Raw genomic sequence first — 13188 nt, forward strand, 5'->3', positions numbered from 1 at the left:
CGGCGGCTCCGCAGGATCGCGCCGGACGCAAGAACCGGATCGGCGCGATGAAAGGGGGAAGATCAGGCGGCGGAAGCGTCGTACCTGTCCGCAATCTCGCGCAGGCGGCTGGCCACAAGCTTCGCGGCCTTGGCCTCGGCATCCCGCTTAATCTCGGCAAGCGTGACCTCGAACAACTTCGCAGCGAACACATCGAAATCATTGGACGCGTCGGCAGGTTCAACCTCTGACACGCCGCCGAGAAATTTGAGAAGACCGGCAACCGGGCTAACTTCTGCGTCGCGAACAGCCAGTTCCGCTTTTGCCTTCACGGGCGATGGCTGGAATTCCGGCAGCGCGGCAGCAAGCTTCTCCTGCTCGATGGCACGGCGATGGAGCCGGTCATTGACCGGCTCGCGCCGCTTTTCCGGCGAGATGGCGGCCACTGCCTGCACCGGAGCGTCCGGCTTCGGCTTCTCGCCACCTGGGCGGGCAATGAGGTTTGCCTGAACACCAGCAATCCAACGCTTCACAATCGAGCGCGCTGGCGGTTCGATATGGAGAAAGCGCAAATCCTGCGCGAAATCCTGATAGGCCGTCTGACCGTTATAGCTGATGGACTGCGCTTCGTCCCAAAGACGAGCGGCAGAGGGAACAGCGAGGGCTGGCAGATCGTGGAAGAAAGGAATGACCTCGATCATGCCACACCGCCTTCCGGCAGATGACCAAGGTCACGCGCCATGGAGATTGCGCCAGAAACAAATGCCGCGATCTGGCCCGCACGAAAATGGATATCTTCCGGAAACTCGTAGAAGGTTTCTTCGTACCAGATGCGTGCAGAGGACTCGGCCCGTTCGGCAATTTCCAGTTCGGAGGCAAATCCCTCAATCGCGTTTCGAATTTCTGCATCGTCGATGTCAGCGGCAATCGGATAGCTGGACAGAAGAGCCTTCATGCCGCCACCCGTGTGTCAGCCGCCGCGTTAGATTTTTGACTTTCTAACGGGGGGTATTTTGCTGTATTCAAAATCCCGGAGTGTTTCCTGGGGTATCGAGTCGGCCAGAGTTGCTCAGGCTTCTGTTCTATGAAGGCGGCAAGCTTGGCTTGTCCCTCGTAATGCGTGGTGGTGTTAAGTTTCCGTAGCAGGGAGCTATGCAATCCAGAGCGAATTGCGAGTTCTGTTAGCGTCATGCCTCTACGATGGACTTCTGCCTTTATGGCTTGCCAGTCCATCACCGGCTTTGATTTGCTCATAGGTTTTCTCCGCTGAGAAAACGGGCGCGGCAACGCCCGTTTTTTTGGGGCTTTCTTTGGTACAAATGCGAAACGCATTAGCGCTTCGCAGTTAGGAGTATTAGCAGAGATTCTCTGTTTTGAAAACAGGGTTTTTCTGTTTTGATATGGCGCGTGCAGCAATTTCAAAAACGCCGTTAGGCCAAAGGCTTACACAGGTGCGAGAGGCATTGGGCTTCCCGCATAGAAAGGCGTTTGCGGAAAAGTTGGAGATGAATGCCGAAACGCTCGGAGGGTACGAGCGTGGCGATTCGGCTCCGGACCTAGAGTTTCTGGCGACCTATAAACAGAGATTTTCTGTTAATATGGATTGGCTGATAACTGGTGACGGCGACATGTTCTCACCCCGTGAGGTGATCCGAGCGATAGCCGATCACGTTACAGACCCCACGTCCGGGTCAGGAGCATTCCTGACAGCGGTAGCTCGTCATGTCAGAGAAGATAATTCCGAGCGCCTGCCTGTCGTTTTGCAAAAAGCAGATTTTGTAAATTTACCCCAATATGACGTGCGGGCGTCTGCCGGTCGCGGTCTTATTCCAATCAACGAAATGCCCGTCTCAGAAACAGCATTTGAGCGAGCATTTCTAAGAAAGATGGGGGGCGCACCCGATTTTTGCTTCATGATGTGGGCGGCGGGTGACAGCATGCTTCCAACAATTAATGACAACGCGTTGCTCATTGTCGATTCAAGCCAGAACATTGTTGATCACGGGCGAATTTACGTTTTCGCTGTCGGTAGCGGTGTCTTGGTAAAGCGCGCAAAATGGCGCATGGACGGAACGCTAGAACTGACGTCTGACAATGTCGATGGGAATTATCCCGTTGAGACGTTCCACGCGGATCGCGTGGAAGACCTAACTGTTGTAGGGCGAGTTATTTTTATCGGTCATCAGTCGTAATTTTAGTTTTCTAACGCTGGAACGCGGTTTTTGGGTTGCCGACTTAGAGTTCCGCTCATAAAAATGCGACCGGTTGAAAATATATTGAAAAACAGCATCTTAATTCAAGTCGGCAATCCGCAGGCTAAGTCGGCGCGAACTGCCGACTTAGCTGACCTTACTCAACGGCAGTTTTTGACCGCTGATACCTCCTCGAAGGCTATTTTCTTAGCTATCGCTTGATGGCCCCTTGCCCAAATACCTTATGTAACAAGGCTTTCTGTCCGGTGCGTGGTGGTTGCACATTGGTGCGCTAACTTTGCCAGCAGAATGCAACATAAACGGTTCGAAATGCGCGATTTGCGCCCGACTTTGGCTGGTCATTTGCAATCATTTCTGGCACCCGCGTTAACGTATATGGACGATTTCCCCTTATTTCATAAGCATTTGCGCGGTTCTCTGGTTGGATGGTCAGTGTCCAGAAGGTATTACCCCCCTACACATTGCTTTTCGCCATAAAAACGAAAGAGCGGCCACGCCGCCCTCTCACACGTTCATATCAAACACCAGAAGCCCGGCGAGACCGCCATCGGTGAGTGAGACCAGACGCTCCCCCACTTCCACATGCTGGGGGTGGGCCAGATAGCCGTCGCGGGCCTCGGGGCTTTCCAGCGTCACGATGAAGCCGTCGACAAAACCGCCGTTCAGGCCTTCGGGCGAGACATTCTGGCCGTATTTCACATCGATGATACCGGGTATCACGTCTTTCAGGGCGGCAATCGCCTCGAATATCGCATGTTTTTCAGAGGATGCCGTCGCAGCCTTGAACCGTAGAAATACACAATGCAGGATCATCCGGATTCCTCTCCTCCGTTGGACGCAACGCAGGCGTCCTTGACGACAAGATAAGTCGGGTTTCGGTTTTCACAACCCCGATAAATGCGGCCCGGTTCAAATCGGCCCGGTTCAAATCGCCCCTGACTGGGCCGAGCGGAAATAAAGCAGGCTTGCGTTACCGGCGTTTGAAGGGCTCCATGCCCTTGCGCGCCAATTCGTCGGCGCGCTCGTTTTCCGGGTGGCCGGCATGGCCCTTGACCCAGTGCAGGGTAACCTTGTGGCGCTCCTGTGCCGCCTCAAGCGCCTGCCAGAGCTCGACATTTTTGACCGGTTTGTTATCGGCGGTCTTCCAGCCCTTCTTTTTCCAGCCGAAAATCCACTTGGTAATACCGTCTTTGACATAGGCGCTGTCGGTATAAAGATCGACCTCGCAGGGGCTCCTTAATGCGTTGAGTGCGGAAATCGCCGCCAGCAGCTCCATGCGGTTATTGGTGGTCTCGGCCTCGCCGCCGGACAGTTCCTTCTCCACCTCGCCATAACGCAACACAGCGCCCCAGCCGCCGGGACCGGGATTGCCGGAGCAGGCGCCATCGGTGAAAATATCGACATGTTTCATTCGCCCGCCAGCCCATATTCGGCGACATTGGCGATCGCGCGGTGGAACCGCAGCTTGCGCAGATATTCCAGCGGGTCTTTCTTCACCACCAGCGCGCCTTCCGGCGTCGTCAGCCAGTCGTAAAGCCGCGTCAGGAAGAAACGCAGCGCCGAACCGCGCGCCAGCAGCGGCAGCGCTTCCAGTTCCGCCTCGCTCATCGGGCGCACCGACTGGTAACCTTCCAAGAGCGCCTTGCCCTTGGTGACGTTATAGGCGCCATCCTTTTCGAAGCACCAGGCATTGAGGCAGATCGACACGTCATAGGCGAGCAGGTCATTGCAGGCGAAATAAAAATCGATCAGGCCGGACAGCTCGTCACCGAGGAAAAATACATTGTCCTGAAACAGATCAGCATGGATGACACCGGCGGGCAGATCCTTCGGCCAATGGGCGGCGAGATAATCGATCTCGGGACGGATTTCGTCCCTCAAGCCCTTCTCCACCTCGTCGGCGCGGTCTTCCGACTTGTCCCACAGCACCTTCCAGCCTTCAACGGACAGTGCGTTGGGACGCGTGATTTCGAACCCCTCACCTGCCAGATGCATGGCGGCCAGCGCCTTGCCGACTTCGCGGCAATGTTTGGCTTCCGGCTTTCGCAGCCACATGCCTTCAAGGAAGGAAATCAGCGCCGCCGGCCGGCCCGACAATTCGCCCAGCAATTCGCCATCCCTGCGAGGCAGGGGCAAGGGGCAGGACAAGCCCTTGGCGGCCAGGTGCTGCATGAGGCCGAGGAAGAACGGCAGATCGTTTTTTTCCACCCGCTTTTCATAAAGCGTCAGGATCAGCGGTTCCTTGGTGGTGTGCAGCAGGAAATTGGAGTTTTCGACACCTTCGGCAATGCCCTTGTAGGAGGTGAGGCTGCCGGTGTCGTATTGCGTGAGGAAATTCCTCAGATCATCTTCGGTGATATCAGTATAAACTGCCAATTTAAAATCTCTTGATGAAGGATGGAATAAGAATCTGGGGGAATGGCAGATGCAAGGTGAGAACCGCTCACCTCGTCGTCACCCTGTTCTAGGCACCGGCGGCGGTCTTCGGCGGCAGCGCATTGCTGGCATTACCGTTGACGAAAGCCATGTCATCAGTCGTCAGCTCGATGCTGCGCAGCTCGCGGTTGACGAGGAAATGTTCCGTTTCCTCAACCGTCACGGCAAGGTCGAGCGTGGTGTCGAAGCGCGCCTTGAAGGCCTCGATGATTTCATCGACGATAACCTCAGGTGCGGATGCGCCAGCCGAAAGACCAACAGTGCGGATATCGCCGATCGTGTCCCAGTCGATTTCCGCCGCCCGCTGCACCAGCACGGAGTGCTTTGCCCCGGCCCGCAGCGCCACTTCCACCAGCCGCTTGGAGTTGGAGGAATTGGGTGCACCGACAACGATGAACAGGTCGCAGCCGGGTGCCGCCTGTTTCACCGCATCCTGGCGGTTGGTGGTTGCGTAACAGATGCTATCGGCGGCGGGCGCCTGAATGGCAGGGAAACGTTCCTGCAAACGGGCAATGACGCCGGCGGTATCATCCACCGACAACGTCGTCTGGGTGACGAAACCAAGATTTTCGCGGTCCACGGGTTCATATGTGCCAGCGTCTTCCACCGTTTCGACTAGCGAGACCGTACCTTCGGGAAGCTGGCCCATCGTGCCGATGACCTCGGGGTGACCCGCATGGCCGATCAGCACCACATGGCGGCCAAGGCGCTGGTGGCGCATGGCCTGCTTGTGAACCTTGGAGACCAGCGGGCATGTGGCGTCGAGATAAAACAGGTTGCGCGCCTGCGCATCTTCAGGCACGGATTTCGGCACCCCATGGGCGGAAAACACCACCGGCTGTTCGCGATGTTCCGCAGGGATTTCATGCAGTTCCTCGACGAAAACCGCACCCTTGGCTTCCAGCCCTTCCACCACATAACGGTTATGCACGATTTCGTGGCGGACATAGACCGGCGCACCATAGGCCTTCAGCGCCAGCACGACGATCTGGATCGCCCTGTCCACGCCCGCGCAAAAGCCGCGCGGTCCGCACAGCCTTATCGTCAAAGGGGGTTTGGAAACGGCGATGTTCATTCGTGCTCCTTGGCCTGCTTCTTGGCGTGCTCCATGCCTTGCCCGATAGCCTGCCCCTTGCCGGGCGGGGCGCGCGTTATTCGTCGCGCGCCTTGTGGTTCCGGAAATAGGCAAAACCAACGACGATGACAAGGGCCAGCGCCAAGCCATACCACGTTATCGCATATTGCAGGTGATTGTTGGGCAAATCTATCAGCGTCACTCCGCCCTGCGGCCAGCCGCCGGGGTTCGGTGTATTGTCGGCATCCACGAAAAGGTTGACCAGTCGATTGGAGGGAATATCGACGCTCGAGGCCATCACCGCCAGATCCTTCCAGTAGAAGATGTTCTTGGCGATATCATTATCCGGCAGCAGTGAAGAGGGCTTTGCTACAAGCGGTGCGCGTGCCAGCCCTGTTATTGCGATCTCGCCGCTTACCTGTCCTTCGGTCCGTTTGGCCTGTTCCTTCATCTCGAAGGGCGCGAAGCCGCGATTGACGAAAAGGATGCGGCCATCGGCAAGCGTGAGCGGCGTATAGATGTAATAACCGGTTCGGCCCTGATGCGTGGCGAAGAAATGGCGCTCGCGGGCGTGATCGAAAGTGCCTGACAGCTTGACCTTGCGATATTCGATATCGCCGCCACTTTTCGCCATTGCTTCGATATCGGCAAGCGGAACCGGGCTCGCGCTCAGCCGCTCCTCGATATCGGCCATCAGCGCTTCTTTCCAGTAAAGCCGCTTCACCTGCCAGGTACCGAGACCGAGAAGAATGGCTAGCGCCAGCAGCACCAGTGGCGCGGCGAACCAGACCCGTCTTTCCGCCGCCTTCATGTGGGAAACCTCATTCACGATCAAGCCTGCCTTCGCTCGCATTGTTGCGATATTGCAGCGCAATCATGATCCCCTTCAGCTTGCGCAGCAGCACGAGCGAGACAATCACCGTAAACGGCAACCAGAGCATGACATGCACCCAGACGGGTGGCGCAAAACGCTGGTCGAACCAGAGCGCCAGCCCGACAACCAGAAAACCGACGATCAGCATGACGAAGACCGCCGGACCATCACCCGCATCGGCAAAACCATAGTCCAGCCCGCAGGCGCTGCAGGCCGGTTTCGGCGTCAGGAAACCGTCAAATAGCCGGCCGTTACCGCAACGCGGGCAGCAGCCTTTCAAGCCCACCTTGATGGGATCAACAGGCGCGAAATTGCCGTTTGATGGTTCGGACATGATGACCTCCCGCGAAGTTGCCTAACCCCTCCTCCGTCATCCTCGGGCTTGACCCGGGGACCCACGATTTCAGCGGGCTATGGATCCTCGGGTCAAGCCCGAGGATGACGTCAAATCTCTTGGAAGCTTGCCTCAAAACCCGGGCACTTGTTTGTTGCTCGACGGCGCCGCGACTTTCTTCTCCCCGCCGGGGAGAAGGTGGCCCGAAGGGTCGGATGAGGGGGCAAGCTCTCCGGATATCTCCACCCCCGCCCCCTCATCCCGCTGCCGCGGACTTCTTCCCGGCCGGGAGAAGAAATAAGTGGGACCCATCCCCTCACACGCAATGCCTTGCTCCGGGCGAGGCCCTATCCGGCGTCGTTTACCCGTGAACCGGCGCGCCCCAGCCACCCCAGATGTAGATGGCGAAGAACAGGAACAGCCAGACGACGTCAACGAAGTGCCAGTACCAGGCAGCCGCCTCGAAGCCGAAATGCTGCTTGGGCGTGAAACCGCCGGCAATGGCGCGGAACAGGCAGACCAGAAGGAAGACCGTGCCGACAAAGACGTGGAAACCGTGGAAACCGGTGGCCATGAAGAAGGTCGCGCCATAGATCGAGTTCTTGAAATCGAACGGCGCGTGAATGTATTCGTAAACCTGCACGGTGGAGAACAACACGCCGAGCGCCACGGTGAGCGCGAGGCCGCTGATCAGGCCCTTGCGGTCATTATGCAGCAGCGCATGGTGCGCCCAGGTGACGCATGTGCCCGACAGAAGCAGGATGACGGTGTTGTAGAGCGGCAGATGCCAGGGATCGATGACCTCGATGCCCTTGGGCGGCCATTGACCGCCGGTATATTCAAGGCGGGACGCCTGAATGGCTTCGTGCGGGAACAGGCTCGCATCGAAATAGGCCCAGAACCACGCGACGAAGAACATCACTTCCGAAGCGATGAACATGATCATGCCGTAACGCAGATGCAGCGACACGACGCGGGTATGGCTGCCCTCATTGGCTTCCTTGATCGTATCCGCCCACCACGCATACATGGTGTAAAGCACGATGACGAGGCCGATATAGAAAAGCCAGGGGTTGGCGAGTTCCGCACCGAACAGCTTGAAGGAGCCACCCGACAGGTAGCGCATGTAACAGACGCCACCAAAGGTCAGGATGAAGGCGCCGATCGAGGCCAGAAGCGGCCAGGGGCTTGGGTCTATGATGTGGTAATCGTGGTTCTTCTGATGCGTATCTGCCATTGCGACAATCCCCTGGTATCTCTTCCCTGATCCGGCCTCAAGAAGGCCAGATCACCTCTCACAATTTGCTTTCGCCAGATTCAGTCTTTACCGGCAAGGACGCAACCGGTTTTTCGGTTTTGGCCGGATAAAACGTATAGGACAGCGTCAAAGTATGAATGCTCTTGGTTTCGCGCGCCGTGGCGATGTCAGGATCGACGAAAAAGACCACCGGCATTTCCAGTGTTTCGCCCGGCTGCAGCGTCGTTTCGGTGAAGCAGAAACACTCCACCTTGTTGAAATAGGCGCCCGCCTCCATCGGCGTGACATTGAAGACCGCCGTTCCCGTGGTCGCCACGGGTGAGCGGTTCGTCGCCTTGAAGGTGACCTGCACCGTTTCGCCGATCTTCGGCGTGACCTTCCTGTCGACCGGCTGGAAATCCCAATTAAGGCCGTTCGACGTGTTGGCGTCGAAGGTGACGTTGATGGTCTTGTCGAGGATGACGTCGGAATATTGCTCGACGCGCTGGGTCGTGCCGTTATAGCCGGTGACGCGGCAGAACAGCGTATAAAGGGGCACGGCGGCATAGGCCATGCCGATCATGCCGCAGAAAAACACGAGACAGAGTACGAGAATGGAGCGGTTGCTCACACGCTGCTTACCGGTCCCCGCCGTCTGCGCTTCCATATTTGCCATGTTCTCCTCCTCCTCTCCTCCAGTCAGATCGTCAATGCGAGCCGATCTTGATGATGGTGATGACGTAGAACAGCACCACCAGAGCGGCGAGCAGGACGCCGAGCGCGATATTGCGCCCACGTCTCGATTTTTTCTGCGCCGCGCTCAGTTCCACCGTTTCCATCACAGAACTCCCGAAATCACGGCCTTCAGGGCCGGAGCGAAATGATCGGCCAGGAGGCCGGAAAAGATGGCGAAGAGGTAAAGCACCGAATAGGCGAACATCTTCTTGGCGGGCAGCATCTTCTCGTCACCCTCAGGCATGCGCCGGACATCGAGCGAACAGTAGATGAAGATCGCACTCAGCACGGCCGCGAAAATGCCGTAACCGCCGCTCGCCAGACCCGTGAAATACGGCGCGACGGCAGCGGCCGCCGTCAGCACGGCGTAAACGATCATCTGGTTCTTGGTGGAGCGTTCACCTGCCACATTGGGCATCATCGGAATGCCGACGGAGCCGTAATCGCGCATCTTGAACAGCGCCAGCGCCCAGAAATGCGCCGGCGTCCATAAAAAGATGATGAGGAACAGGATGATGCTATCAAGCGAAACGCCGCCGGTGACACAGGCCCAGCCGAGCATGGGCGGGAAAGCGCCGGCAGCACCGCCGATTACGATGTTCTGCGGCGTCGAGCGCTTCAGCCACATCGTATAAACGACGGCGTAAAAAAAGATGGTGAAGGCGAGCAGACCGGCGGAGAACCAGTTGACCGCAAGGCCGAGGATGACCACCGAAAAGGCCGACAGCGTCAGCCCGAAGGCCAAGGCCTCACGCGGTGCGATACGGCCCGAAGGGATCGGCCGCTTTGCGGTGCGGCTCATCACGGCATCGATATCGGCATCGTACCACATGTTGAGCGCGCCGGACGCGCCGGCGCCGACGGCGATGCAGAGAATGGCGATGAGCCCAAGCACCGGGTTGATTTCACCCGGCGCCAGCACGAGGCCCGCAAAGGCCGTGAAGACGACGAGCGACATGACGCGCGGCTTCAGCAGTTCGAAATAATCGCGCGCGCCGGCTTCCGAGAGTTCGGAGCTTTCAACACCCAGCATGTCGCGATTGTCGATAACGGTCATTTCCTGTCCTGTTTTCCTTCAGATGCCACTTGCCGCGACATCCCTTGCACCGGCCCGAAAACGAATGTGATTTCCGGCATGCGCGATGCGTCAATTCATTGGGTCCGAGCGTTTCGGCATGGGCCGCATCGGCCAAAACCGATGTCATTCGCCCGGCCTGTCGCCGCGCCCACCCCGCCACTCGTCTGCGCCTGCTCATTCATAAAGGCCAAACTTGGCATTTATCACATCCGGGCATGTATCATGTCGGACGACAAGCTTCGCTTGGACAAAATGTCACGCAGCGGCGGACCTCCCGCCTTTGGAAACGGCACGGGCGCAACCACGCCGTCCCCTTTTTTTCAGCAACCGGAATGCGCGAGCAGCGCCCGCGCTTTCCGGTCCGGCATTCAGCGAATGCGCGGAAGCTGTTCCCACTGGTGGTAAGGCGGCGGCGAAGACAGCTGCCATTCGAGCGTCGTTGCACCCTCACCCCAGGGATTATTGCCGGCGATCCGCTTCTTGGCGAAGGCTTCCCAGACGCCGAAGAGGAAGATACCAACAGCAACGGCAGAGATATAGGAGCCGTAAGAAGACACCAGGTTCCAGCCGGCATAGGCATCGGGATAATCGATGTAGCGGCGCGGCATGCCGGCGAGGCCGAGGAAGTGCTGCGGGAAGAAGATCAGGTTCACGCCGACGAACATGACCCAGAAATGCAGCTTGCCGATGAACTCGCTATACATGTAGCCGGTGATCTTCGGGAACCAGTAATACCAGCCGGCAAAGATCGCGAAGACCGCGCCCAGCGACAGCACGTAGTGGAAGTGGGCCACCACGTAATAGGTGTCATGCAGCGAGCGGTCGAGACCGGCATTGGCGAGCTGCACGCCGGTAACGCCACCGACCGTGAACAGGAAGATGAAGCCGATCGCCCAGATCATCGGTGTCGAGAAGGTCAGCGAACCACCCCACATGGTCGCGATCCACGAGAAGATCTTGATACCTGTCGGCACCGCGATGACCATGGTGGCGAACACGAAATAACGCTGTGCTTCGAGCGACAGGCCGACCGTATACATGTGGTGCGCCCAGACGATGAAGCCGACCGCGCCGATGGCGACCATGGCATAGGCCATGCCGAGATAACCGAAGACCGGCTTCTTGGAGAAGGTGGAAATGATGTGGCTGATGATGCCGAAGCCGGGCAGGATCAGGATGTACACTTCCGGATGGCCGAAGAACCAGAACAGGTGCTGATAGAGGATCGGATCACCGCCGCCTTCCGGCGAGAAGAACGCCGTGCCGAAGTTACGGTCGGTCAGAAGCATGGTGATGCCACCCGCCAGAACCGGCAGCGACAGCAGGAGCAGGAATGCGGTGACGAGAACCGACCAGGCAAACAGCGGCATCTTGTGCAGCGTCATGCCCGGGGCGCGCATGTTGAGAATGGTGGTGATGAAGTTGATGGCGCCAAGGATGGAGGACGCGCCGGCGACGTGCAGCGAGAAGATCGCCAGATCCACCGCCGGTCCCGGCATGCCGCTGGTCGATAGCGGCGGATACATGGTCCAGCCGCCGCCCACGCCATAAGCACCCGCCGGACCTTCGACGAAGAGCGACAGGAGCAGCAGGATGAAGGCCGGAACGATCAGCCAGAAGGAAATATTGTTGAGGCGCGGGAAAGCCATATCAGGAGCGCCGATCATGATCGGGATCATCCAGTTGGCAAAACCGCCGATCATCGCCGGCATGACCATGAAGAAGATCATGATGAGCGCATGCGCCGTGGTGAACACGTTGAACATGTGCTTGCCGCCGTCGATGGCGGCGTCGCCCTCGAAGCCGTAGACCATGGAAGCCAGACCGTGGAAGATCTGGATGCCCGGCTCCTGCAGCTCCATGCGCATGACGACCGAAAGCCCGCCGCCGATGATACCAGCCATGATCGCGAAGATCAGGTAGAGCGTGCCGATGTCCTTATGGTTGGTGGACAGGAACCAGCGGGCGAAAAAGCCCGGCTTATGGGAATGATCATGCGAATGATCGTCATGTGAATGCGCGTCTTGACCATGCGAGTGATGATCGTCGTGTGCGGAAGGTCCAGCCATTGTCGTCACTCCAGTCGTCAGTTGGTTTCGTTGGCGGCAACGTCGACCGTGCGCGGAGCGCCGTCGACGGAGGCCATCAGCGCCCGGTTCGCGCCGTTCAGATCTGAAGCGGCGGCGGCGTGCCAGGCATTATATTGCTGTTCGGAAACCACCCGAATGGCGATGGGCATGAAGGCGTGGTCCTTGCCGCAAAGCTCGGAACACTGACCGTAATAAAGGCCTTCCTTCTCCGGCTTGAACCATGTTTCGTTGAGGCGGCCCGGAACGGCATCGATCTTGACGCCGAAAGCGGGCATGGCGAAGGCGTGGATGACATCGGTCGGAGCCGCCGTCACCAGAAGGCGAACGGTCTTGCCGACCGGAACGACCATTTCATTGTCGACCGCGAGAAGACGCGGATAGCGGGCCTTGTCCTCCTTGCCCGCAGCAGCGCGATCCTGCTCCTTCAGCAGATAGCTGTCGAAGGAGAGCGGCTCGGCGCCCTCGGCGGCGGCATATTCATAGCTCCACAGCCATTGCGTAGCGGTCGCCTTCAGCGTCAGGTCCGGGTTTTCCGGCTGGGTCAGCTGCGCGTTCAGAAGATTGAACGAAGGGAAAGCAAGGAACAGGAGAATGAGCACCGGCGCCAGCGTCCATACCACCTCGATCGCCGTGTTATGGCTGGTCTTGGACGCCACCGGATTTTTCGCGGCGCGGAACTTCAGGGCAACGATGATGAGCAGCGCAAGAACGAAAAGCGTAACCGGAACAATGAACCAGAGCGTATATTGTTCGAACCAGCGTATTTCGTGCATGATCGGCGTGGCGGCCTCCTGCATGCCCATTTGCCAATGCACCGGCTGATCGGCGTGGGCGCCGACAGCCGTGAGCAGACAGGTCATCCCCGCCAATGCTGCGTAAATCCTATTCCTCACGGTACCCTCTCCCTCACGCGTCTGATCTAGATCAATCACAGACGCAGAATCCATGCTAATGGTACTAACTTCAAACCACAGTTTGTCCTCTGCCGCAATATGCGTCGGGACACGGATGTTCGCCAATTTTGCCATTGGTCAATTGACGGTCGACTTTCCCGCACTCCGCACCCGGATGGATAGGCCGCGACCGCTTTCAAACAGTCAAAATGCGGCACAGGCCCTTCTTTCAGAGGGTTTTGCG

Annotated in this window: 16 protein-coding genes; 1 reads left to right on the plus strand and 15 read right to left on the minus strand. The window is 58.1% G+C overall.

What is annotated here, in order from left to right; all coding sequences use genetic code 11:
* Window positions 1-62 precede the first annotated feature (62 nt).
* The 3 genes from ACQZ5F_RS09655 to ACQZ5F_RS09665 are packed head-to-tail and all read right to left on the minus strand — an operon-like array spanning window position 63 to window position 1233.
* A complete protein-coding gene (locus ACQZ5F_RS09655; protein WP_448730487.1) occupies window positions 63-680 on the minus strand; it encodes a hypothetical protein in 618 nt (205 codons plus the stop codon).
* Window positions 677-934, minus strand: a complete 258-nt coding sequence (locus tag ACQZ5F_RS09660; protein WP_448730486.1) for a hypothetical protein — start codon at window positions 932-934, stop codon at window positions 677-679. Before ACQZ5F_RS09660 ends, ACQZ5F_RS09655 begins: the two co-directional genes overlap by 4 nt.
* On the minus strand, window positions 931-1233 hold the full coding sequence (locus tag ACQZ5F_RS09665; RefSeq protein ID WP_448730485.1) for a helix-turn-helix domain-containing protein: 303 nt from the start codon (window positions 1231-1233) through the stop codon (window positions 931-933). The genes ACQZ5F_RS09660 and ACQZ5F_RS09665 overlap by 4 nt, the downstream gene beginning before the upstream one ends.
* Window positions 1234-1352: 119 nt before the next feature.
* Between ACQZ5F_RS09665 and ACQZ5F_RS09670 the strand changes: the two genes are divergently transcribed.
* A complete protein-coding gene (locus tag ACQZ5F_RS09670) occupies window positions 1353-2171 on the plus strand; it encodes a S24 family peptidase (protein ID WP_448730484.1) in 819 nt (272 codons plus the stop codon).
* A gap of 525 nt (window positions 2172-2696) precedes the next feature.
* Here ACQZ5F_RS09670 and ACQZ5F_RS09675 read toward each other — a convergent pair.
* The 12 genes from ACQZ5F_RS09675 to coxB all read right to left on the minus strand — a co-directional run bounded on the left by ACQZ5F_RS09675 (window position 2697) and on the right by coxB (window position 12911).
* Complete coding sequence (locus tag ACQZ5F_RS09675; protein WP_046798513.1) at window positions 2697-3005, minus strand: Dabb family protein; 309 nt, start codon at window positions 3003-3005, stop codon at window positions 2697-2699.
* Between the two features lie 157 nt (window positions 3006-3162).
* Window positions 3163-3603 carry a ribonuclease HI gene (gene rnhA, locus ACQZ5F_RS09680; RefSeq protein WP_225339393.1) on the minus strand — a complete coding sequence of 147 codons (441 nt, stop codon included), beginning with the start codon at window positions 3601-3603 and terminating at the stop codon, window positions 3163-3165.
* Window positions 3600-4568, minus strand: a complete 969-nt coding sequence (locus ACQZ5F_RS09685) for a homoserine kinase (protein WP_137083658.1) — start codon at window positions 4566-4568, stop codon at window positions 3600-3602. The genes rnhA and ACQZ5F_RS09685 overlap by 4 nt, the downstream gene beginning before the upstream one ends.
* Window positions 4569-4656: 88 nt before the next feature.
* Window positions 4657-5703 carry a 4-hydroxy-3-methylbut-2-enyl diphosphate reductase gene (gene ispH, locus ACQZ5F_RS09690; protein WP_046798511.1) on the minus strand — a complete coding sequence of 349 codons (1047 nt, stop codon included), beginning with the start codon at window positions 5701-5703 and terminating at the stop codon, window positions 4657-4659.
* Between the two features lie 76 nt (window positions 5704-5779).
* Entirely contained in the window at window positions 5780-6514 is a 735-nt protein-coding gene (locus ACQZ5F_RS09695; protein WP_225339646.1) for an SURF1 family protein, read from the minus strand.
* A 10-nt stretch (window positions 6515-6524) separates the two neighbouring features.
* Window positions 6525-6911, minus strand: coding sequence for a DUF983 domain-containing protein (locus ACQZ5F_RS09700; RefSeq protein WP_052817424.1), 387 nt, complete (start codon window positions 6909-6911; stop codon window positions 6525-6527).
* Window positions 6912-7272: 361 nt separating this feature from the next.
* The gene (locus ACQZ5F_RS09705; protein ID WP_046798508.1) at window positions 7273-8148 is read right to left on the minus strand and encodes a cytochrome c oxidase subunit 3; all 876 of its coding nucleotides are present in this window, start codon (window positions 8146-8148) and stop codon (window positions 7273-7275) included.
* Between the two features lie 58 nt (window positions 8149-8206).
* Complete coding sequence (locus tag ACQZ5F_RS09710) at window positions 8207-8824, minus strand: cytochrome c oxidase assembly protein (RefSeq protein ID WP_046798507.1); 618 nt, start codon at window positions 8822-8824, stop codon at window positions 8207-8209.
* A gap of 31 nt (window positions 8825-8855) precedes the next feature.
* Window positions 8856-8987: a hypothetical protein gene (locus ACQZ5F_RS09715; RefSeq protein WP_263647272.1), complete on the minus strand. Its 132-nt coding sequence runs from the start codon at window positions 8985-8987 to the stop codon at window positions 8856-8858.
* The gene (locus tag ACQZ5F_RS09720; protein WP_046798506.1) at window positions 8987-9940 is read right to left on the minus strand and encodes a heme o synthase; all 954 of its coding nucleotides are present in this window, start codon (window positions 9938-9940) and stop codon (window positions 8987-8989) included. Before ACQZ5F_RS09720 ends, ACQZ5F_RS09715 begins: the two co-directional genes overlap by 1 nt.
* A gap of 389 nt (window positions 9941-10329) precedes the next feature.
* Complete coding sequence (ctaD, locus tag ACQZ5F_RS09725; protein WP_225339395.1) at window positions 10330-12030, minus strand: cytochrome c oxidase subunit I; 1701 nt, start codon at window positions 12028-12030, stop codon at window positions 10330-10332.
* 17 nt (window positions 12031-12047) lie between these two features.
* Window positions 12048-12911, minus strand: coding sequence for a cytochrome c oxidase subunit II (gene coxB / locus ACQZ5F_RS09730; protein WP_046798504.1), 864 nt, complete (start codon window positions 12909-12911; stop codon window positions 12048-12050).
* Between the last annotated feature and the right edge of the window lie 277 nt (window positions 12912-13188).

The sequence above is a fragment of the Agrobacterium sp. 22-210-1 genome, assembly GCF_053522525.1.